This is a genomic window from Methanobrevibacter sp. (assembly GCF_045577275.1).
Taxonomy (GTDB): Archaea; Methanobacteriota; Methanobacteria; order Methanobacteriales; family Methanobacteriaceae; genus Methanobrevibacter.
In genome coordinates this window covers 1-20,496 of record NZ_JAZNIB010000068.1, presented here as the reverse complement: position 1 = coordinate 20,496, position 20,496 = coordinate 1, and the positions used below count along the sequence as shown (strand labels likewise).

Annotated in this window: 20 protein-coding genes and 7 tRNA genes; 15 read left to right on the top strand and 12 right to left on the bottom strand. The window is 32.5% G+C overall.

The genetic code is table 11. From position 1 onward, the window contains the following. Positions 1–25: 25 nt before the first annotated feature. From ACKI67_RS02285 to hypF, 4 genes are all read right to left on the bottom strand, one after another. The gene (locus tag ACKI67_RS02285) at positions 26–421 is read right to left on the bottom strand and encodes a hypothetical protein (protein WP_407461778.1); all 396 of its coding nucleotides are present in this window, start codon (positions 419–421) and stop codon (positions 26–28) included. Between the two features lie 12 nt (positions 422–433). Beyond that, positions 434–820: a putative zinc-binding protein gene (locus ACKI67_RS02280; RefSeq protein ID WP_407461777.1), complete on the bottom strand. Its 387-nt coding sequence runs from the start codon at positions 818–820 to the stop codon at positions 434–436. Further along, entirely contained in the window at positions 817–1,161 is a 345-nt protein-coding gene (locus tag ACKI67_RS02275; protein ID WP_407461776.1) for an ArsR/SmtB family transcription factor, read from the bottom strand. The genes ACKI67_RS02280 and ACKI67_RS02275 overlap by 4 nt, the downstream gene beginning before the upstream one ends. Before the next feature lie 150 nt (positions 1,162–1,311). Beyond that, positions 1,312–3,702, bottom strand: coding sequence for a carbamoyltransferase HypF (gene hypF / locus ACKI67_RS02270; protein ID WP_407461775.1), 2,391 nt, complete (start codon positions 3,700–3,702; stop codon positions 1,312–1,314). A 237-nt stretch (positions 3,703–3,939) separates the two neighbouring features. Here hypF and larB point away from each other — a divergent pair, with 237 nt between their 5' ends. Together larB and ACKI67_RS02260 are read left to right on the top strand one after the other, a co-directional pair. Continuing rightward, complete coding sequence (gene larB / locus ACKI67_RS02265; RefSeq protein WP_407461774.1) at positions 3,940–4,767, top strand: nickel pincer cofactor biosynthesis protein LarB; 828 nt, start codon at positions 3,940–3,942, stop codon at positions 4,765–4,767. A gap of 91 nt (positions 4,768–4,858) precedes the next feature. After that, a complete protein-coding gene (locus ACKI67_RS02260) occupies positions 4,859–5,491 on the top strand; it encodes a GNAT family N-acetyltransferase (protein WP_407461773.1) in 633 nt (210 codons plus the stop codon). A 173-nt stretch (positions 5,492–5,664) separates the two neighbouring features. Here ACKI67_RS02260 and hisE read toward each other — a convergent pair whose 3' ends face one another. The 4 genes from hisE to ACKI67_RS02240 all read right to left on the bottom strand — a co-directional run bounded on the left by hisE (position 5,665) and on the right by ACKI67_RS02240 (position 9,512). After that, on the bottom strand, positions 5,665–5,955 hold the full coding sequence (hisE, locus tag ACKI67_RS02255) for a phosphoribosyl-ATP diphosphatase (protein ID WP_407461772.1): 291 nt from the start codon (positions 5,953–5,955) through the stop codon (positions 5,665–5,667). 34 nt (positions 5,956–5,989) lie between these two features. Further along, entirely contained in the window at positions 5,990–6,829 is an 840-nt protein-coding gene (locus ACKI67_RS02250; protein ID WP_407461771.1) for a CBS pair associated ParBc domain-containing protein, read from the bottom strand. 39 nt (positions 6,830–6,868) lie between these two features. Continuing rightward, the gene (gatB, locus tag ACKI67_RS02245; protein ID WP_407461769.1) at positions 6,869–8,224 is read right to left on the bottom strand and encodes an Asp-tRNA(Asn)/Glu-tRNA(Gln) amidotransferase subunit GatB; all 1,356 of its coding nucleotides are present in this window, start codon (positions 8,222–8,224) and stop codon (positions 6,869–6,871) included. A gap of 292 nt (positions 8,225–8,516) precedes the next feature. Next, positions 8,517–9,512 (bottom strand): radical SAM protein, encoded by a 996-nt coding sequence (locus ACKI67_RS02240; protein ID WP_407461768.1) that lies wholly within the window; start codon positions 9,510–9,512, stop codon positions 8,517–8,519. Positions 9,513–9,787: 275 nt separating this feature from the next. On the opposite strand from ACKI67_RS02240, the gene ACKI67_RS02235 reads away from it, so the two are divergent. The 9 genes from ACKI67_RS02235 (at position 9,788) to ACKI67_RS02195 (ending at position 12,130) form a co-directional block, all read left to right on the top strand. Further along, positions 9,788–9,860 (top strand) — tRNA-Asn (locus tag ACKI67_RS02235). Between the two features lie 5 nt (positions 9,861–9,865). Beyond that, positions 9,866–9,939, top strand: a tRNA-Ile gene (locus tag ACKI67_RS02230). Positions 9,940–9,974: 35 nt separating this feature from the next. Next, positions 9,975–10,049: transfer RNA gene (locus ACKI67_RS02225), tRNA-Glu, on the top strand. 48 nt (positions 10,050–10,097) lie between these two features. Next, positions 10,098–10,180, top strand: a tRNA-Leu gene (locus ACKI67_RS02220). Positions 10,181–10,214: 34 nt separating this feature from the next. After that, positions 10,215–10,290: transfer RNA gene (locus tag ACKI67_RS02215), tRNA-His, on the top strand. A gap of 160 nt (positions 10,291–10,450) precedes the next feature. Further along, entirely contained in the window at positions 10,451–10,858 is a 408-nt protein-coding gene (gene hjc, locus ACKI67_RS02210) for a Holliday junction resolvase Hjc (protein WP_407461767.1), read from the top strand. A 178-nt stretch (positions 10,859–11,036) separates the two neighbouring features. Further along, positions 11,037–11,108: transfer RNA gene (locus tag ACKI67_RS02205), tRNA-Cys, on the top strand. A gap of 38 nt (positions 11,109–11,146) precedes the next feature. Then, positions 11,147–11,302, top strand: a tRNA-Trp gene (locus ACKI67_RS02200). Positions 11,303–11,482: 180 nt separating this feature from the next. Next, entirely contained in the window at positions 11,483–12,130 is a 648-nt protein-coding gene (locus ACKI67_RS02195; protein ID WP_407461766.1) for an MBL fold metallo-hydrolase, read from the top strand. A gap of 186 nt (positions 12,131–12,316) precedes the next feature. Here the strand turns inward: ACKI67_RS02195 and ACKI67_RS02190 are convergent, their stop codons facing one another. Both ACKI67_RS02190 and ACKI67_RS02185 read right to left on the bottom strand, forming a co-directional pair. Then, positions 12,317–12,997 (bottom strand): potassium channel family protein, encoded by a 681-nt coding sequence (locus ACKI67_RS02190; RefSeq protein ID WP_407461765.1) that lies wholly within the window; start codon positions 12,995–12,997, stop codon positions 12,317–12,319. A gap of 221 nt (positions 12,998–13,218) precedes the next feature. Then, entirely contained in the window at positions 13,219–14,694 is a 1,476-nt protein-coding gene (locus ACKI67_RS02185; protein ID WP_407461764.1) for a TrkH family potassium uptake protein, read from the bottom strand. 235 nt (positions 14,695–14,929) lie between these two features. Between ACKI67_RS02185 and ACKI67_RS02180 the strand changes: the two genes are divergently transcribed. Next, positions 14,930–16,150, top strand: a complete 1,221-nt coding sequence (locus ACKI67_RS02180) for a UPF0104 family protein (protein WP_407461762.1) — start codon at positions 14,930–14,932, stop codon at positions 16,148–16,150. Positions 16,151–16,319: 169 nt separating this feature from the next. On the opposite strand, the gene ACKI67_RS02175 is transcribed toward ACKI67_RS02180, so the two are convergent. Beyond that, a complete protein-coding gene (locus ACKI67_RS02175; RefSeq protein WP_407461760.1) occupies positions 16,320–16,709 on the bottom strand; it encodes a hypothetical protein in 390 nt (129 codons plus the stop codon). 254 nt (positions 16,710–16,963) lie between these two features. Here ACKI67_RS02175 and fhcD point away from each other — a divergent pair, with 254 nt between their 5' ends. Next, positions 16,964–17,857, top strand: coding sequence for a formylmethanofuran--tetrahydromethanopterin N-formyltransferase (gene fhcD / locus ACKI67_RS02170; RefSeq protein ID WP_407461759.1), 894 nt, complete (start codon positions 16,964–16,966; stop codon positions 17,855–17,857). A gap of 175 nt (positions 17,858–18,032) precedes the next feature. After that, entirely contained in the window at positions 18,033–18,608 is a 576-nt protein-coding gene (locus ACKI67_RS02165) for a transglutaminase family protein (protein ID WP_407461757.1), read from the top strand. A gap of 24 nt (positions 18,609–18,632) precedes the next feature. On the opposite strand, the gene ACKI67_RS02160 is transcribed toward ACKI67_RS02165, so the two are convergent. Then, entirely contained in the window at positions 18,633–19,763 is a 1,131-nt protein-coding gene (locus tag ACKI67_RS02160) for an NAD-binding protein (protein WP_407461756.1), read from the bottom strand. Between the two features lie 211 nt (positions 19,764–19,974). On the opposite strand from ACKI67_RS02160, the gene ACKI67_RS02155 reads away from it, so the two are divergent. Continuing rightward, on the top strand, positions 19,975–20,496 hold a 522-nt coding region (locus tag ACKI67_RS02155; protein WP_407461754.1), incomplete at its 3' end, for an NAD(P)H-hydrate epimerase.

The window sequence follows — 20,496 nt, the reverse complement described above, 5'->3', positions numbered from 1 at the left end:
CCATCAAAATTCCACCCATCACTCATCAGCAACACCCACATGAACAATTGCATTTTAATTCAAAGCCAAATTTCCTTAAAAACATGGTGTAGTCATATTCTAATAATGTATCTTCCTTTACAAATGACATGATTCCAATTTCATCATTTGATGTAAGTCTTTGGAATGTTTTTAAAGTCTTATCATTAAGCACTTTATCAACTGCACCTTCATCAAATCTAAACCCTATCTCAGCAAATGGGAATTCAAATGAATATCGATCATCAATTTTCACTGAAATTTCACTTCCTTTTTCAAGTATTATCAAATTGTCAGTATTTGGAAGGAGGATTGCTATTTTTGCACCATCCTTAAGAGATTGGAATTCTTCATAATTGTCATTTGCCCATGTTTCCCAAGTTTTTTCATTGAAATAATCCATATTTCCACCTATTTAATCTATTATTTCATCGACTTCACTCAAAATTTTATTCTTGATTATTTTGACACATTCCTCACTTTCTACATCTAATCTAAAAGGATCTTTTGCTCTAACTTCGTAATTTTCTAGAACTTTCCCAACATTAATTGATTTTTTAACTTTAATGTTTCTGTTTTCTAGAATTTTATTGACACATTCCCCATTACATCCATTGATGGAAATAATTGGATATTTTTTAAGCATAGCGTTGTTTTCACCTTTTATATCTGCTGAAGTGGAACCCATACAAATTGATATAATATTTTCATCTTCCTTTTTTGCATCTCCTACAGCCACTCTTGACACTAATCCATTAGGACTCATACCATTACAGGATGCAAGGGCTACTTTTTCATTCATTCAATCACCTTTGAGAATTCAGCTAATTTTTCAAGGATTTCTGGATTGTTCAGCTTATAGTAAATCCATTTGCCTTCTTTTCGCCCATTGATGATTTTTTCTTTTTTAAGTATGTGCAGATGGTGTGAAACGGTAGATTGTGATTTATCCAATGCATCAAATATTTCACATACACATAATTCTCCATTTTTCAATAAAAATAATATTTTTAAACGTGTCGGATCTGCAATTGATTTAAAGATATCTGAAATCTCTTCCAACTCTTCATTATCTGGAATATTTTCTAATAGTTCATCTGTTAAATTGCAGTCGCAACAGTTATCCTTGTTTTGTTCAGTCATAATTATAATTATCATTTCGATATATTTAAATATATCGATTTGTTTTTTTTAAAAAATATTCTTAAATTTGAATTAAAAGGTTTAAGAAAAAATAAAAAATAAAAAAATAAAAAGAGTTAAATCGGCTAAAATAATAAATTTTTAATATTTTTATAATTTGCATCCTGCCACTATGGCCTGTCCTAAGGATACTGATCCATCTCCAGGACATGAATTAATGTGTTGGATAAATTCAAATCCTTCATTTTCTATGTATGTTTTGATGTAATCAGTAATCGCTTCGTTATAGAATACTCCACCAGTTGCACCGATTGTTTTTATTCCCTTTTCTTTTGCAGACTCTACAGCAAGTTTTGCAAGTCCAATGCTTACTGCCTTTTGGCCGGCTACAGCTATTTTATTAAGGTCTTCTCCTTCTTCAATCTTATCTACAACATATCTCATGATTGCTGTTGTATCAAGAATCTTTCTGGTGCCCTTTTCATCTTCGTATTCCTTGATGATTATTGGGAAGTCTTCAAGGGTATCCTCTTCCTTGTATTCATAAGCATAGGATTCCAATTTCATTGAAGCTTCGCCTTCGTAGCTTCTTTTATCACAGATATGGAGTGCAGTGGATACAGAATCAAGAACCCTTCCGGTACTTGTATTAATTCCAACATTGAGATTGGTTTCCATTTGCCTGAATAGGCTTTTTATTTCAATTGCTCCATGCTGGAATGAATTGATGTAATCATTATTAAGCAATTCCTTAATGTAATCTTCAGTGTACTTCTCATTTTCATAGTCACTATTTGGATTGGCTAATATTGCAGCCATCATTCTTGCAGGATATTTAGTGCATAAGTCTCCACCAGGCATCTTTTGAGGCATTAAAGAAGCTGTTCTTTCGAAATCCTTAATGTTTGTGTATAATATTTCTCCTCCCCAAGAGTTTCCATCTGCACCGTATCCCACTCCATCAGCAGCTATTATGATCATTTCATTATTGTCTCTATCTTCACTGAAATGGTCATTCAATAGGGAAATTCCATGAGCATGATGGTGCTGTACAGGTATCAATGGACAGCCGTATTCCTCTGCATATTCCTTAGCAAGTTTTGTAGTGAAGAATTGTGGATGCAAATCGCAAGCTATTGCATCGAAACTGTCTGTTTTTGTAATTCTCATCATATGCTTGATGGCTTCTTGAAGGAATTCATAGGTTCTGTATTTGTTTGTATTTCCAATATGCTGTGATACATATGCCTTTGAATTCTTAAGGATTGTAAATGTAACGTCAAGTTCCGGGCCGAGAGCAAGAATATTCAGATTGTCGAATTCGCCATTCAAATCTGTGTATTTTCCCTTCAGGTCATAAGGTTCTGGAGTGTATCCTCTGGAACGTCTTATGAAAGCAAGCTCATTGTTTCTGAATCTTGCTACAGAGTCATCACATCTGTTCAATATTCTTCTGTTGTGAACGAGGTAATAGTCAGCTATTGTATCAAGGTTTTCAAGTATTTCCTCATTTGTAATCATCATTGGCTCTCCAGGAACATTAGCTGATGTCATAATGTATGCTGGAGTGTCTGTATGATTGAATAGAAGATGATGCAATGGAGCATATGGCAACATTACTCCTATATTGTGCAATCCAGGGGATACAGACTTTGCGAAATTGTAGTTTTCATTCTTCTTTAGGATTACAATAGGTCTTTCCTTTGACAGTAATGTCTCTTCTTCAGCATCTGAAACCAGTGCGTATCTCTTGACTGTTTCAATATCTGGACTCATTACTGCAAATGCCTGATTTTCTCTGCCTAATCTTTCCCTTAAAAGGTTTACAGTATCTTCTAGCATTACATTAGCAACCAAATGTGTTCCTCCGATTCCCTTGATTGCAAATATTTTCCCTTCATCAAGAAGTTTTGCTGTATCGATTAGAGGGTCTTCAGAGTCAATCTTCACTGGATTTTGATTATCATTCTTATATAATTCCAAGGATGGTCCGCAAACTTCACAGCAGCTTGCTTCTGCATGATAACGTCTGTCAAGAGGATTCTTATATTCAACTTCACATTCGTTGCATAATGGGAAATCATCCATAGTGGTCTTGTCCCTGTCATATGGGACGTTTTCAATTACGGTAAAACGTGGGCCGCAATCAGTGCAGGCATTGAATGGATAATTGTATCTTCTGTTGTTTGGATCGTTAATCTCTTCCAAACATTTATCGCAGATTGCAAGGTCTGGTGGAATGACAGAGGTCCCTGAGAAACTGTCTGAACTTTCCTTTATTGTAAAATCAGCGTATTCTTCTTCATCTTTAAGTTCTACAGTTTCCAGATTGTTTATTTTAGCTATTGGCGGAAGTTCATTTTGGAGCTTGTATATGAAATCAGCTATTTGCTCATCAGAACCTTGGATTATTATTTCAACTACATTTCCCAAGTTCCTTACATAACCTACCAATTCCAATTCTGTAGCTATTCTATATACGAAGGGTCTGAATCCTACTCCTTGCACTATCCCTTCTACCAATACCTTTTCAGTTTTCACTTTTTCACCGTAAATAAAATTAATGGATGATTTAAAAATTTAATAGTTAATCATTAAAAATAATCATTATAAAAATTTAATAGTTAATCATTAAAAATAATCATTAAAAAAATTTAATATTAATCAATATAATAATTATATATTATAGTAATTATAAATCTTTTTAATATAATGTTTTGTTTTTTGTGATAAAAAATTATTTTTAATTTACTAAAATTTTATGATGTTTGTGATAAAATGAAAGAGATTCTTAAAAGTCTTGCTGAAGGTAAAATTTCAATTGAAGAGTGTGAGACTCTTTTAAAAGCTGAAAATATTCGCCAATTGGATGAAGTGGCACAGATTGACACTTCCAGGAAAGACAGAACTGGCTTTCCAGAAGCTATTTTGGCTGACAGTAAGGACTATGAAGATTTATTGACCATAATAAAAAGATTTCTTGAAAAAGGAGAATCAAATGGTTCAATTGAATTGAAAAACAATATTATAATTACAAGACTATCTAAAGAAAGGTATGAATTATTAGAAAAGGATTTGGATTATTTGCTCGAAAAAGGAATAAAATTTGATTATAATAAGAGAGCAAAGATTTTAATAATTTACAAGGATGCTTTAGTTGATTTTAAAGAGGAATATGGCAAAATAGGACTTTTAACTGCAGGAACCTCTGATATTCCTATTGCAGAGGAAGCGAAAGTCATTGTTGAGCAGGGAGGATGTGAAGTAATCAGTTCCTATGACATTGGTGTTGCAGGAATTCATAGGCTCTTTCCTCAGATTGCCCATATGGTTGAAGAGGATGTTTGTGCATTCATTGTCTGTGCAGGAATGGAAGGGGCATTGCCTTCTGTTGTTGCAGGATTGGTGGATGTTCCAGTAATTGCTGTTCCAACATCAGTAGGTTATGGTATTGGTGCAGATGGCAAGGCTGCATTGTATTCCATGTTGCAGTCCTGTGCTCCTGGATTGTCTGTTGTCAATATTGATAATGGATTTGGCGCTGGGGTCTGTGCCTTGACTATTGCTAAAAACATTGCTAAAAGAGTGGAAAGTTCTAAAGAATAATTTTCATTATTCATTATAATATTCATTTTAACTTTTTTATTTCTTAATTTATTTTAATTTATTTCATTAAATTTTTATCTTGGTGTTTATATTGATTTTTAGAGATTTCAATCCAGAAATTCATGATGTCTATAAAGTGGCTGAACTCATCTATGATGTTGATTATAGAACATTCAAGCATGTTTTCAAATCAAAGGATGAAGGTGTGGAAGCTATTAAGAATAGATTGCTACTAATCGATTTTGCCGATGATGCTGAAGTGGATGACAATGATCTATTCTATGTCTTTTTTGATGATGAAGACAAGGATGAAAAAGAGATTATCGGAATGTTCAATGGTGGAAAAGGAGTGCAGCATTCCCTTTTTGGAGACATTAAAAATCAATTTAAAACCCTTGGATTCAGTGAAGCTTTAGGGCTTTCCAAAGTGTCCTTTATGGATAATTTTGTTTTGGTTGATGTTGAAGATGATGATTTTTACATATGTGAATTGGCCATTTGCTCAAATCAAAGAGGAAAGGGTTATGGTACAGAAGCATTGGACCAATTGATTCAACTTGCAAAGGATTTGGATTGCAAAAGAGTGGTTTTGGATGCAGACTTTAGAAATGATGGTGCATTCAGACTATACAGCTCTAAAGGATTTAAGGTCTTCAAGAAAAAATCATTCGGTATTCCTGGTAAAAAAAGAGGGATGCGTAATATGGAATTGGTTTTAAAATAATTATTTTTTAAGCTAATTTTTAAATTATTTTTTAACTTTTATTTTTCTCATTGGTCTATGAGTTCATTGTCATTTTTAAATTATTTTTTAATTATTTTTTTAATTATCTTTTTAATTCGTAATATATAAAACTAATTATTTTTTCAATAAAAAAAAGAAGAGATAAATGAAAATTATTTTCTTCTTCTTTGGAACTCTTCTAATATTTCATCATAGCTAACTCCTTTGTAAACCAAAAGGAGCAATGTGTGGAAAATCAAATCAACAGATTCGTAAACCAAGTTTTCATCATTTTTTGATGCAATAAGGGTTTCTCCACATTCTTCAGCTATTTTTTCAAGGATCTTATCCTCTGCTTTTTTATCACTATCTTTCATGATGTTTGAAGTATAGGAATCTATAGGTGAGTCTCTACGACTTTCCAAAACTTCATATACCTCTCTTATGATTTCATCATTTGCCATGATTTCACTCCTTTGCTTTAACTCTTTTTATATTTTAGCTGTTTCTTTTTTTCATTACTTCTTCTTGATGCTTTTTCTGATTTGAAGTTTTAATGGTTTCAGTTAAAGCTATTAAAGGATGTTGGTCATCATCGATAATGGTAATGTCATTGAAGGTTTTCAATCCTTGCTTTTCAGCGGTTTTTTCCATTCCTAATGTAATGTCCTTATTGAAATCCACTACATAGGAATCAATCTTATCCAAACCTAATTGCACAGATGCAACTGCCCTGTGGTGACCGTCAACCAAAATGTATCTGTCACCTGTTTTAACTACAATGGTAGGTTCTGCCAATCCTTTTTCAAGTTCGTAGGTTCTTCCTTGTAATTCATCAGCATAAACCCTATCTTGAGTAGGCTTTATCTTTTCAACAGGCACAGCTTCTCTTGTCAATGTGGTCTTGATGTCATAGAGTTTTTCCATGGTTTCTCTGAATGCACTTACTTTAGTTGGAGTGGACCTTTCAATATGTGACCTTACAATATCTGTATTGGTCATGATTCCTTTTACATGTCTTTCCTTATCCACTACAGGAAGTCTTGAGATTCCATGTCTGAACATTACTCTTGAAGCATCGTTGATGTGCATATCCTCTCTTGCAACGATTACTTCCTTAGACATGATTCCGCTGACAAACTCGGTTTCCCAGTCCTTTAACAATAAGTCATAAGCGGTTATTATTCCAACGATCTGTTGGTTTTCATCTACAACTGGATAACCGTCGTGCTTTGTTTCTTTCATTAATTGAATTACATCTTTATTAAGTGTATCATATCTTACAGTATATACATTCTTTGTCATGTAATCTTTTACTGTAGTTTTTTCCGTATCCATTCTTTCACCTCTATGATACAATTTATAAAAGTTAGTCCATTATTCTTCAAGTAATTCCTTAAGGATTTTTACAGTTTCTCTTGGATCTGCTTTTCCTTTGGTCAATCTCATTACTTGGCCCATCAAGAAGTTTAATGAAGCTTTTTCACCATTGTGGTAATCCTCTACAGCTTTTGGATTTTCTTCAACTGCTTGTTTTGCTGCAGCTTTAACTTCATCATCTTTTACAACACCAACCAATCCTAACTCTTCAGCAATTGCTTTTGGAGTTTGTTTGTTGTTTGGCATTTGTTCAATGACTCTTTGACCTGCTTTTGTGGTGATTTCCTTATTTTGGAGCATATTGAATAATTCAATCAAGTCATCTGCTACAATTCCACTATCTGCAAAGTCAAGCTTATTGTAAGTCAATACTCTTTTAAGTTCGTCTCTCATCCATTTAGCTGCAAATTTAGGGTCAACTTCTTTAGCAACTTCTTCATAGCATTGAGCTAAATCAAGTTCAGATGTTAGGACTTTTGCAGATTCTTCATCAATGCCATATTCTTCCATAAATCTTTTAACTTTGTTGTGTGGTGCTTCAGGCATTACATCAAGAACCTTATTGATTTGGTCATCGCTGATTTTCATTGGAGGTAAATCTGGATCTGGGATGAATCTGTAGTCATCTGCATTTTCCTTATCCCTCATTGAAACGGTAATCATTTGTGATTCTAAGAAAGCTCTGGTTTCCTGTTTAACTTCACGTCCTCTTTTCAAGAGATTTTTTTGTCTGATTACTTCAAAGTTCAAAGCTTTGTATGCACCTTTGATGGAGTTGATGTTTTTCATTTCCACTCTGTTTCCACCATTGATGGAAACGTTTACGTCTGCTCTCATGGTACCTTCTCCACGAGCTCCACCACTGTATTCCAATACTCTAATAAGCTCTTTTAAGAAGTTACGAGCTTCTTCTGGGGAGTGCATATCAGGTTCAGTAACAATCTCGATAAGTGGGATTCCAGAACGGTTAAAGTCTACAATTCCTCTATCAGGTTTGTATTGTCCAGGGTCTTCTTCCATGTGAATTTCTCTGATTCTGACACCATTCAATTCTCCTTCGTAACCTATAGGTACAGAAGTTTTCTGATATCCACAAGGCAAGTCAGGATAATCATAGTGTTTTCTCATGAAATAAGTGAAGTTCTTATCAATTTTACAGTTAAGCATTAATGAAATCATTAAAGCATTTTCAATCGCTTTTTCATTTGTTGGAAATGGTTTAGCACCTGGTTGATTTAAACATACTGGGCAAACATTTGTGTTTGCTGGTGCTTCCTGATAGTTTGTAGGACAGTTACAAAATAATTTTGAGTCAGTTTCAAGCTGTACGTGAATCTCAAGTCCACACATCATATTTACGTCTATACTAATCCCTCCAAGGATTTTTAATATTTTTTTTATTTTATTTAGATTATTTTTAGTTAAATAAGAATAATTAGCTAACTAATTAGTTAACTTATAAGAATTGTTAGAAAAGTTATATTAATTAACTATAAATTCATATTATGTTAATTTATGTACTATTATATTTATAAAGATTATCTTTATATGAATATTATATAAGGAATTTTTATAGTACTTTTATAGTACTTTTATAGAATTTTTTAGAATTTTTATAGTGAGTTTTTGGTGTTTTTTAGATTCCTTATTTGTATTTGTTTTTTAAGGAATCTTTAATGTATCTTTTAATGTATTGGTCAAGTTCTGGGCTGATTTCACTTTTTTCAGGACCTAATTTGCTTTTATCGGTAAATGTTCCTTTAAGGGTTCTTCCAGTCCATTTGACTTCCTCTTCCACCCTTTTTCCATATTTTGTACCGAACATCTTAAAGAGAGGGAATTTTGTTATTCCATTGGCTCCACTTAAAATAAGTATTCCTATATTTGCTAAATTGTCAGTCCAGGTTCCACAGATTATCTCTAAATCTGGGAATTCAAGCCTTATTGTAGACACCACTTTAGCATAATATAATGATGCAGGTTGGGAGCTGTTTACATATTCGGTTTCAGGATGAGGATTTAGGGAATAGAAGATCACTCTATCAATCTTATGTTCTCTAATGTAATCCTTTAGGTATTCAACATCTTCGAAGCTTTCTCCAAGACCAAGTATTATTGTGATTGCTTTCTTGAATCCAAGATCTCCTGCTGTATCCAACATATCGCTGATTTGATCAAGTGGCTTGCTTGGACAGACTATCTTTTGAAACTCTGGATTTGCAGCTTCAACAGCCCCAGTGATGCCTTTTATCTCTGTTCCGTATTCCTCCAATTCAGAGGTGATTCCAGTGTTGAGCCATACTCCATCTCCTGTGATAGAGTGTATGTTTTCAGCTATTGATTTGATTTCCTGAGTTGTAAAGGATTTGTATCCTCCAGAAAGGAATTCTATATTCCATCCGAGTCTGCTGCACATTTCAGCTTCTGCCAATATGTTGTTTACTCTACGTTTAGCCTTGGTCGGATCTTTGATCTTATTCTTTTGAGTGCTCATATAGCAGAATTTGCAATCTCCTTTATCGCACCACCATGATAAGAAAACAGCCCTTTCAAGACTTATTTCATCATATCCCTTTTTTAAGCTAAGATTGTTAGCTTTTGTAATCAATTCAAGTGTTTCAGTGCTGTTTATATTGTTCATGGTTTTCGCCTTTGGTCTTTAATTTCTTAATAATTAATTATTTCTTTTTATCTTCGATTTCCTTATTTATTTATAATATATTCTTATATATTAAATTTTGTAAATATAAACTTATGATTTTTACAATGATATTTGCATAGAGAGCATATATGTTTTTGAATGATAACTGATTTATGTAATAGAAACATTTATATACTATGTTAATCAACATATTATTACTGTCTTTATTACAGTTATTTTTTTATAAAACTTGATTTGCAAGCATGGGTTATTATGCCGTCGTAGCTCAGTAGGTAGAGCGTTCGGCTGTTAACCGATTGGTCACAGGTTCGAGCCCTGTCGACGGCGCTTTTGGGCCCATAGCTTAGCCAGGTAGAGCGCTCGGCTCATAACCGGGATGTCATGGGTTCGAATCCCATTGGGCCCATTGCACAATTAAGTTTTATTGCATTTGTATTTTATGCTCCGATGGTGTAGTCCGGCCAATCATTTCGGCCTTTCGAGCCGAAGACTCGGGTTCGAATCCCGGTCGGAGCATTTTTTATATTTGAAAGATTTTTGGGAATCTCCTTCCCTCTCTTAGCAGCGGGGGTGTCCGAGCGGCCAAAGGAGACAGGCTTAGGACCTGTTGACGCAGGTCTACCAGGGTTCGAATCCCTGCTCCCGCATAATCTTTTTTTATTTTTATTATTGGTATTTACTGCCGGGGTAGGGTAGGCGGTCATCCTACGGGACTGTGGATCCTGTGACTCGGGTTCAAATCTCGGCCCCGGCCCCATTTTTAAACTTTTTTTAAATTTCTTTAAATATTCTTTAAATATTCTTTAATTTTTTTCAAATATTTCAAAATATTACTTTTCAAATGCTCTAACTGCTTCTATTTATATATAAAAAAATAAACTAAAAGTATTAAGGTTACATTTAAAGTGGGTTTTAATATGGCTAAAAAAGGTTCAGCTGAAGAAAGAGATTTAGTTCATAAATTATGGGATAGGAATTTTGCAGCTATGAGAGCTCCAGCATCTGGAGGAGCTACTAAAAAACCATTGCCTGATGTTATTGCAGGAAATGGTAAGATTTACTTAGCTATTGAAGTAAAGACAACTACTAAAGACAAGATTTATATTGATCATCCTCAAATAGATGCTTTGATTGAGTTTTCAGAGACTTTTGGTGCAAATCCATATCTTGGTGTTAAATTCAAATACACTAAATGGTTTTTCTTATCTCCAGATTTAATAGAAAAGACTAGAAATGGAAATTATAAGGTAGAAAAGGATTACTGTTTAGAAAAGGCATTTGAGATTGATGAAATCTGTGGTTTTGATAAACAAGTTAAATTCTAATTTTTATTCTTTATTTAAATAGTCAAAACCATTTATTTTTCTGTTTTAATTGTTTTTTATTATTTTTTAATTATTTTATTTATTCACGGTCTGTTTTTATTAGTTAAACTATTTTTTATTTTAACAATAAGTTTATATATTATTAAAACATACTTTATAATACTGTATTATTATTTATGCCAAGATAGCTTAGAGGCGAAGCGGTTGGCTGCAGACCAATTACACGGGAGTTCAAATCTCTCTCTTGGCTTTAGGTTAACATATCAGATATGTTAATCTCATAAGTATGGGGTTATGGTGTAACCTGGCATCATCTGGGACTCCAGTTGTCTTTGAAGAAAAACGCGTAGTCTGATGATCAGTATAGATTGGTTATGTGATGACCAATTGGAGTACTGAGGCAAGAGAAATCCTAGGATCGGGGTTCAAATCCCTGTGACCCCATTTTTTACTTACTTTTTTTATTATTTTTTTCAATTTTTCTAATTTTATAGTTTATTTTAGGTGAAAATTATTCAAAATTTTTATTCGGATTTTCAATTTTTCTAATTTTTTAGTTTATTTTAGGTAAATTTATTTACTATTTATTAAAAATTATTAATAAAATACTAATTAAGTGATATTATGGAAAAAATCAATAATGTTTATTGTATTGAAGGTATAATGGCTGATTCTAATTCTTATTTAATTGACAATACTGATTCAGATTCAGAATATAACTATATTCTAGTGGATACTGGAACTGGTCAGAGCAATTCAAACTTATTTTCAAACATCAGAGAGATTGGAATTGAACCTGAAGATATAGATTTGATTGTGAATACCCATTGTCATTATGACCATGTTGGTGGAAATGATTTTTTCCCAAATGCAAAAATAGCAATTCATAAAGTGGATGCTATAGCATTAAGGGATCCTGATAGTGAATTGACCGTTTCCTCTTTATTTGGTGCAATTGTAAGGAAGCATGATGTGGATATCGAACTTGAAGAAGGAGATAAGATAGCTAATTTTGAAGTTCTAAACACTCCTGGACATACCAAAGGTGGAATATCATTATACGATGGTGAGATTCTTATTAGCGGAGACACCATTTTTTCCAATGGTGGAGTCGGTCGTATGGATATTGGTGGAAGTCCAATTGACATGAAGGAATCCTTGATGCGTTTAAAAGAATTGGATGTTGAATACTTGCTTCCAGGACATGGTCCTTGGGTAAAAAACGGCAATCAACATGTAAAAATGTCTTGCATGAATATGGGAATAATGTAATTTTTTATTTAGATTATTCTCTCTTTTTTTAAATAAACGATATAAAAATAGTCTTTTTTTCAAAAATAGTTTTTTAAATTTAAACGATATAAAAATAGTCTTTTTTTTTAAAATAGTTTTTTTTTTAAAATTGATATAAAATTAAGATAAATAAAAATAGTTAAAAAAAAGTAAAAGGGGTAGGAATTAGAATCCGAATAATCCTCCTCCGCCTTCATCCATAAATTTCTTTTCTGCTTTTCCAAAAGCATTTCTTTTTACAAGGATGGAAATCTTGTCACCTTCGTTTAGGATGTCATCTGGTTGAGGAATTTCCAATTCATGATTGTCCATATTTTTAGAAATAATAATATAATCTTTAGTTGGTGATAATTCAGAAACTCTTTTTCCAAATATCTTCTTATTTTTGATAGTCATATCAAATATTTCTGCATTACCTGCACCAAATGCTGTTAAGTCTGCTACATTAGGTCTTGTAATAATTTTTTCAAGGAATCCTGCAGCAGTTCGTTCAGGGCTAATTACCTTATCAATTCCAACTTTTTTAAATGCCTCTTCGTGATCTGGATTACTTACTCTTGCAATGATTTGTCCATCGGTATACTCTTTAACTAAAATGCAAGATAGCAAGTTTGATTCATCATTACCAGTTGTAGCTACAAAAACATCAGCATCTTCAATGTTTGCATCTTCTAAAGTTTTTGTATCGGTTCCGTTTCCACGAATAACCATAGCATCTAATTTTTCAGTTGCTTCATTACATGTGTCCTCATCGCTTTCAATAATTGTTACATCATAACCATGAATAATTAAACGGTCTGCAAGTGAAAGTCCTACACGACCCCCGCCCAAAATCACAATATACATAACAAACACCTAATAACTTTTTTTACTAATCCATAATTATATAATCACTAAATCCATTAGATTAAAATTTATTTGATATTAATAAAAATTTTTTTATGAAAATTCATTAATTTTAATATAATTATTCTATTGTTTTAATATCTTAATTTATATTTATAAATCTTTCGTAAAAATAGTTTTCATTAATCAGAACAATGAGGAAAATTCCAATGGTTTATGGCTTATTCTTCTGGAGTTTGCTTCATTTTCTTTAAATGCCTTTTTGGAATGAGGAATGCACCTATTGTTCTAAATAATACGAGGACAGGTATGATTTCCAATCTGCCAATCCACATAAGGAAAATCAATGTTACCTTTAAAGGTGTTGGCAATCCTCCAAATACTATTCCTGTACTTAATCCATTGTTACTTTGTATGGATATTACATCGAATAACGCTGTAAATGGGTCATATCCATATAATGTCATCATAAACCATCCAAAGATTAAAAATATGAAAAATACGAACATATATGAAGATGCCTCTTTAATCTCTCTTTGATTAATTTTCTTATCGCCAATCCTTGTATTCAAAACTCTTCCTTCAGGGGATACAAAGTTGGTGATAGTTAGGTTTATGCCCTTTAGGACAGTGGTTAGCCTAATGAGCTTTAATCCACCTACAGTAGATCCTGATGAACCTCCAATTAGCATCAGTATCATGAGGATAATCAATGAAGAGCTTTTCCATGTTGCAAGTTCTGCAGGAGGAACTACATTCGCTCCAGTTGTTGTTATTGCAGACACTATGGTGAAGAGTTCCTCTATAGGCACTCCATTGTTTGTAAGCAAAATTATTGCACCTGCAAGTGCAATCAAGACAATCATCAATTGGAATTGAACATCCTTAATAATGGATTTTCCTTTTGTTTTTACAATCCTATAATGTATGGTGAAACTTGTTGCACCTATAATCATCAAAAGCATGCTGACGATATAGACCAAATCGTTTTGATAAAATCCTACATTCGCATTTTTGATGGACATTCCTCCAGTGGAGATGCTTGTAAATGTCAAGTTCACAGAATCAAAGATAGGAAGTCCCAATAAGATAAATAGCAATACTCCTATTGCAGTATAAATCAAATATATTTCTACAGATTTCCTTAATGTATTTACAATGTTTGGCTTGATTTTTTCTTCTCTTGCTTCTGATTTGTATAATCTTGCTGCTGCAGTACCTGATCTGATTAAAATTCCGATAAATATAATTACAATTCCCAATCCACCTAGCCATTGCTCCAAGCTTCTTAAAAATAGGATGGATTTAGGTAAGATTTCAACATTTATAAAAAAAGTCATTCCACTTCCTGTCCATGCAGACATGTTTTCGAATACTGCATCTATGAAAGGGATGCCTAATGAAAGGACCATGATTGATGCTCCAATTATTGAAGCCCATAGCCAAGCAAAGGAAGATATAAGCATTCCATGCTTTAGTCTTAGATTGTCATATTTATTCAATTTTTGAGTGAATATGGTTCCAAGAGCAAATGAAACAAAACAAGGAATTAAAAAAGCACTGACCTTAATGTACTCTCCATAGATTAATGCAACTAAAACCGGTGTCATCAATACCACACCTAACCCTTGCATTATGTACCCTAAATAGTGGAGCACAACTAATAAATCAGTTTTAGTAATATATTTCCTTTTCATACAAATATTCATTTATTTTTTGCATATTTAAATATTATTATGGTTTTGTTTTCAAATATTCAAACTATACCAAGTTAAATATATAATTTTAAATAAAAGATTTGGCATATATTTAATAAAAGACTTAATATTTTAAAAATTTATTCAAGAATGATTCAAAATTATTCAGAATTTATTCGAAAAATTAAATTTTTAACTAATTTTTATTAATTTTTGTAAAAAAGTGGTTGATAAAATGAAAAATAAAAAGATTATTGTGTTCTTCATAGTCGGTTTGGCTATTATGGCGGTCATGCTATACTATATTGGTATAGGTGAGGTCCTTGAGGCTCTTAAACAATCTAATTTATGGTTTGTTTTATTGGCTGTACTTTTACAAATATTTACTTATTTTTTATACGCATGGAGATGGCATATCATTAATAATGCTGCGAATATGTCTTTAGGCGTTAAAAGACTATTGCCTATGGTATTGGTAAGTTTGGCAGTAAACAACATCACTCCAAGTGGCCGTGGAGGCGGAGAACCTGTAAGGGCTTATCTTTTAGCAAAAGAAGGGAATTATAAATTTGAAGATACTTTTGCTTCAGTAGTTGCAGATAGGTCTTTTGATACATTCCCATTCCTTATATTGTCCATTATAACAATTATCGGCATTATCTCTACATTTTCATTGGATCCAGCCGTACTTGCCATATTGGTGATTTGTGTTGTTGGAATCACTGCAGCAGTTGCAGTATTGATTTATGTATGTATCAATGAGGCTTTCGGTGTAAAGATCACTTCATGGGTTATAAAACTTGCTCGCAGATTCTATAAAAAATACGATGAAAATACTGAAAAGAGAATTATTGAAGCTGTTATTAGTTTCCAATCCACTATGAATCTGTTGCTTAGAAATAGGAACATATTGTTATATGCTTTACCTTTATCCTTTATAATTTGGATTTTTGAAATTTTAAGGGTTTATGCTGTGTTCCTTGCATTTGGTGCAACCATTTCTCCAATTGTTATTGGTGAGGTGTTCATCATTGCATCATTGGTTGGTATGGTGCCTTTGCTTCCAGGAGGTCTCGGTGCAGTAGATGGTATAATGATTTTATTATACTCCAATGCAGGTGTTACAGCTTCCATCAGTGCAGCAGCAACTCTTGTAGAAAGAGTAATTTCATTCTGGATGTCAACATTTATAGGATTGATATGTCTTATGATGTTTGGAACCAATGTTTTAGACAGATCATTTTCACTTGCTGAAAGTGAAAGTTCTAAGCATGAAGAGCTGTCTGAAGAAGGAAAAAAGGTCTTGGAACAGATAGAAGAAACTACTGAAGAAGTTTCTGATGAGGATTTACCAACTGTAGAGTCTGAAGAACCGGTTCTTGAAATAATCGATGAAGAAGAAAAAGAAGTTTTAGAGGAAGAAAAAGAAGTTTTAGAAGAAGAAATAAAAAATTAATTTAATTATAATTAACTTGCTCTTTTTTTTATTTTTAAAATTAAATTATTTAAAATTAGAATTATTTTACTCTTTTTTTAATTTTAAATTAGTTTATCTTAAAATTAGTTTATTTAAAAAAGAATTAATTTAAAGATTATTAATTAAAATAATCTTTTTTTTTAAAAATTTAATTTGGGATTACTGTAATATTTCTTTCATAGATGCATCCCTTATATTTGCCATCACCAGCGTAGGTAAAATCACCATAATAGTTATCTTTGCCGGCATCTTCAAGATATTGGGCATCCTCTATGAAGAATTCACCATTTTCATCCGTTGTCGTATCCACCAATGTTCCCATTTGGTATCCTGGCTTATGATATGTGATTGTCTTATTAGCTACTCCTTGACCGTAGGAATCCATTAATGAACCTTTAAATGATCCTCCCTCTTCAACTTCAGTAGCATTGACTATCATAAAGGTAGTTACATCATTGTTAAACTGGAACCAGAATACTCCTATGCAAATTGTAAATCCAATAAGCAACAGTAAAAAATAATAACTTTCTCTTTCCATTTAAACACCTTAATAATTTTCAATTAATATATTTATTAATAATTTAAATAAACTTAATCATTATTTTTATTTGATTGCAATTTAATCAAAGATTTTTTTTAGAAACTTTTTTGTTTACAATTAAATAGGAAACTTTATTTTAATGAATTAATATATATTTAATTATTAGTATAAATTAACAACTTTAATTTGTTATAAATTAATCTCGAGATTTTAATTTATTCTAATTTTCTATAAATATTTATGGTGAAAAAATGGAAATTAACGGTGTAGAAATTAAAGATACTTACGCAGAAGGTTTCGGAATTAAAGTAACTAGAATTTTAGTAACTGCAGCTACTCCAAGATTAGCAAAAATCGCAGCAACTGAAGCAACTGGTTACGGAACTTCTGTAATTGGATGTCCTGCTGAAGCAGGTATTGACTGTTTTGTACCAGCTGAATGTACTCCTGACGGAAGACCTGGTTACGCAATCATGATCTGTCAAGGTGGTAAAAAAGCACTCGATCACGAATTAATGGAAAGAATCGGTATGTGTGTATTAACCGCTCCTACTGCAGCTGCATTCAACTTACTTGAATCTGAAGAAACCTTAAAAACCGGTAACAAACTCAAATTCTTCGGTGACGGTTACGAAAAAGAATGCTGCATTGACGGCAGAAAAGTACACTCCATTCCAATCATGTCTGGTGACTTCATTGTAGAATCCGAATTCGGTTACAAAGATGGTGTAGCAGGAGGAAACTTCTTCATTTTAGCTAAAGACGTAATGGCTGGAGTAAAAGCTGCTCAATTAGCTGTAAAAGCAATTTCCCACGTACCTGGTACTATTACCCCATTCCCTGGTGGTATGGTTGCTTCCGGTTCCAAAGTAGGATCCAACAAATATTCCAAATTCTTAAACGCATCCACTAACGAAAAAATGTGTGTAACCTTAAAAGACCAAGTAGACTCTGACATCAGACCAGATGCAGACGGTGTATTTGAAATCGTTATTGACGGTGTAGATGAAGAATCTGTAAAAGCAGCTATGAAAGCTGGTATTATGGCAGCTTGTACTGTTGATGGTGTACTTGAAATTAGTGCAGGTAACTTCGACGGTAAGTTAGGTGCTTACATCATGAAATTACACGAATTATTCGAATAATTCTGTAATTTATTAAAATTTAATTTAATTAGTACATTACTTAAGATGCTGTATTAATATTTTGAGATAATTTCATTATCTCACTCTTTTTCTTTTTTTATTATTATCTATTTTATCTATTTTTAACAAATTTTTTGAAATTGCATTACAACTTTTTAGGTAGAGGAATGGTCGAATGAATGAATATTTGAATGAGACAAAAAGCATTGATTATATGAATCCACATATTCAAGAAAAGGTTCAGAAATTAAAAGATCAATCATGTGATGATGCAGATTACATTAAAAGAGCTTATATCTTTGTCAGAGATGAAATTCCACACTCATGGGATATACAAACAAGTATAGTTTCAAGGACAGCCAGTGATGCATTAATAAATAAGACAGGAATATGCTGGGCAAAATCATGTCTTCTTGCAGCACTTCTTAGAGCAAATGGAATTCCATCAGGAATCAGCTATCAGCTCCTTACAATAGTTGAGGATGATAGTTTAGGCCATATGGTCCATGCCTTGAATACTGTCTATATTGAAGATTCAAATAAGTGGATTAGGCTTGATGCTCGTGGAAATGTCGGAAATGGTGGTGATGAGTTTAGCTTAGAAAAAGATCACTTGGCTTTCTCACCTAGAAGTGAATTTGGAGAAATAGATTATAACGACAACAATCCTGATTTGGATGAAATACTAGTTAATAAACTTGAGGAAACTGAGAATCTAATGGAAATGAATATAGATTTTGAGTTTCGTTGAGATTATAAAAAAAGAGTTAAGAGTTTACTCTTTAAATTGTTTAGTAAACTCATTTATTTCATCAAAGCTTAAATTAACTCCCAAAACAATTCCTTCTTTTTTAAGCTCTTCAATAGCCAAATCTAAATAGGATTTGTCTGGACCGGATAGCCAATGGGAGTGAACATCATTTACAGTGTTGTAAATTGTTTCTAAGGACTCTCTAACATTTTCATTGCTATTGATCTTTTCAATGAAATTGTCCTCTTCATTTTCATCCATAACTCCGATGGTTCTTGAAACAGGAGTTTTGATTCCATGGAAATGGTATTCTATATTTTCAAGATGGCAATTGTATTTTCTAAGAATTTCCAATTCCTTTCCAATGTAATCCACACCATGCTTTTCAGTGATATGGACTAAATTAGGTTCTACAGCAGCGAAGTAAATGTCAGCTCCACCACTTGCCTCTGGAGAAATAACCTTATTTGCACCTGCATGCTTTAATCTGTTGATGTTTTCCTTTTTGCTTGCTCTTGATATAATCCAAGCATCCTTATACAATTCCCTTGTTGTAAGTACAATGAATAAGTTGTCAACATCACTTCCAGTTGTTACAATCATTCCTAAGGACTTGTCAATATTGAGCTTTTTAAGGGTTTTGTCCTCTGTTGCATTTGCATGAAGTGCAATTACATTGTCATTTCCTTCAATGTCATCTAATTTCTCTTCCTCTTTTTCAATGATAATTACTTTTTGGTTTCTTTTCATTAATTCTTCATAAACTGCGACACCTACTCTTCCAAAACCGCATAAGATATAATGATTTTCCATTTCAGCTAATTTCTTTTCCATAATTCTTCCACTCCTAATGTCATGTAGGTTTTGTGTAACTGAACTAATGATGAATGTAACGATATATGCCAAGAGCCCTACTCCTGATAGAGCCAGTGTTACACTAAAAATCTTTTCTAAGGGGGTTATAGGGATAATATCTCCATATCCTACCGTAGCAATAGTTATTATGGTGTAATATATTGAATCGTATATGTTCAGATTCATGATGAAGATGGATCCTAAAATCCCATATAATAAAATAACAATAATTATGAGGATTCCAATAATTCCTGTTTTGTCTTTTTTGATAGTTTCCAATAAGATTTCTAGGGATTTCATTTTATTCCTCATTTTTTTTGTGTAAAATTCTAGTATTTTTTATAATTTTAATTTTTTATAAAATTTTCAAATCTTTCTCTTTTTGTTTTTGTCCTTATATTTAATTATTAGTATGATTATATAATATAATGTTTATTGTTAATTTTAATTCATTTTTAAAATTCATATTTTTAAAAATCGTCATTTCAATAATTAATTCGAAGGTGTTATAATGGATCCAATAGATATGATGGCAACAGATTATAATTGTGAGTATTTGGGGCTTTCTCGTTTGTGCTTGATGGAGAATGCCGGAAAATCATTATCAGATGAGGTGGCAACCCTTTCAACTTTTAAGTTTTCAAAACCAGTTAAGATTTTAATCTTTACCGGTTCTGGGGGAAATGGTGGAGACGGCTTTGTAGCAGCAAGACATTTATTGAATAGAGGTTTTGAGGTTGAAGTTTACTGCTTGAATACATTAGATGAAATCAAGTCTGATGACGCATTGGTAAACCTTGAGATATTGATGAATATGGAACCAAGAATCTCACGTTTGTCTGTTGATTTCATTAAGGATTCAACTGATTTGGACAAGATAGATTTGGATGACAATAGTGAATATATTGTTCTTGATTGTCTTCTTGGAACTGGAATCAAAGGAAAACTTAGAACAAAGGTCAGAAAAGCTGTCGAATTGATTAATGAAATAGACGGCATAAAAGTGGCAGTGGATGCTCCTTCAGGTTTGGAT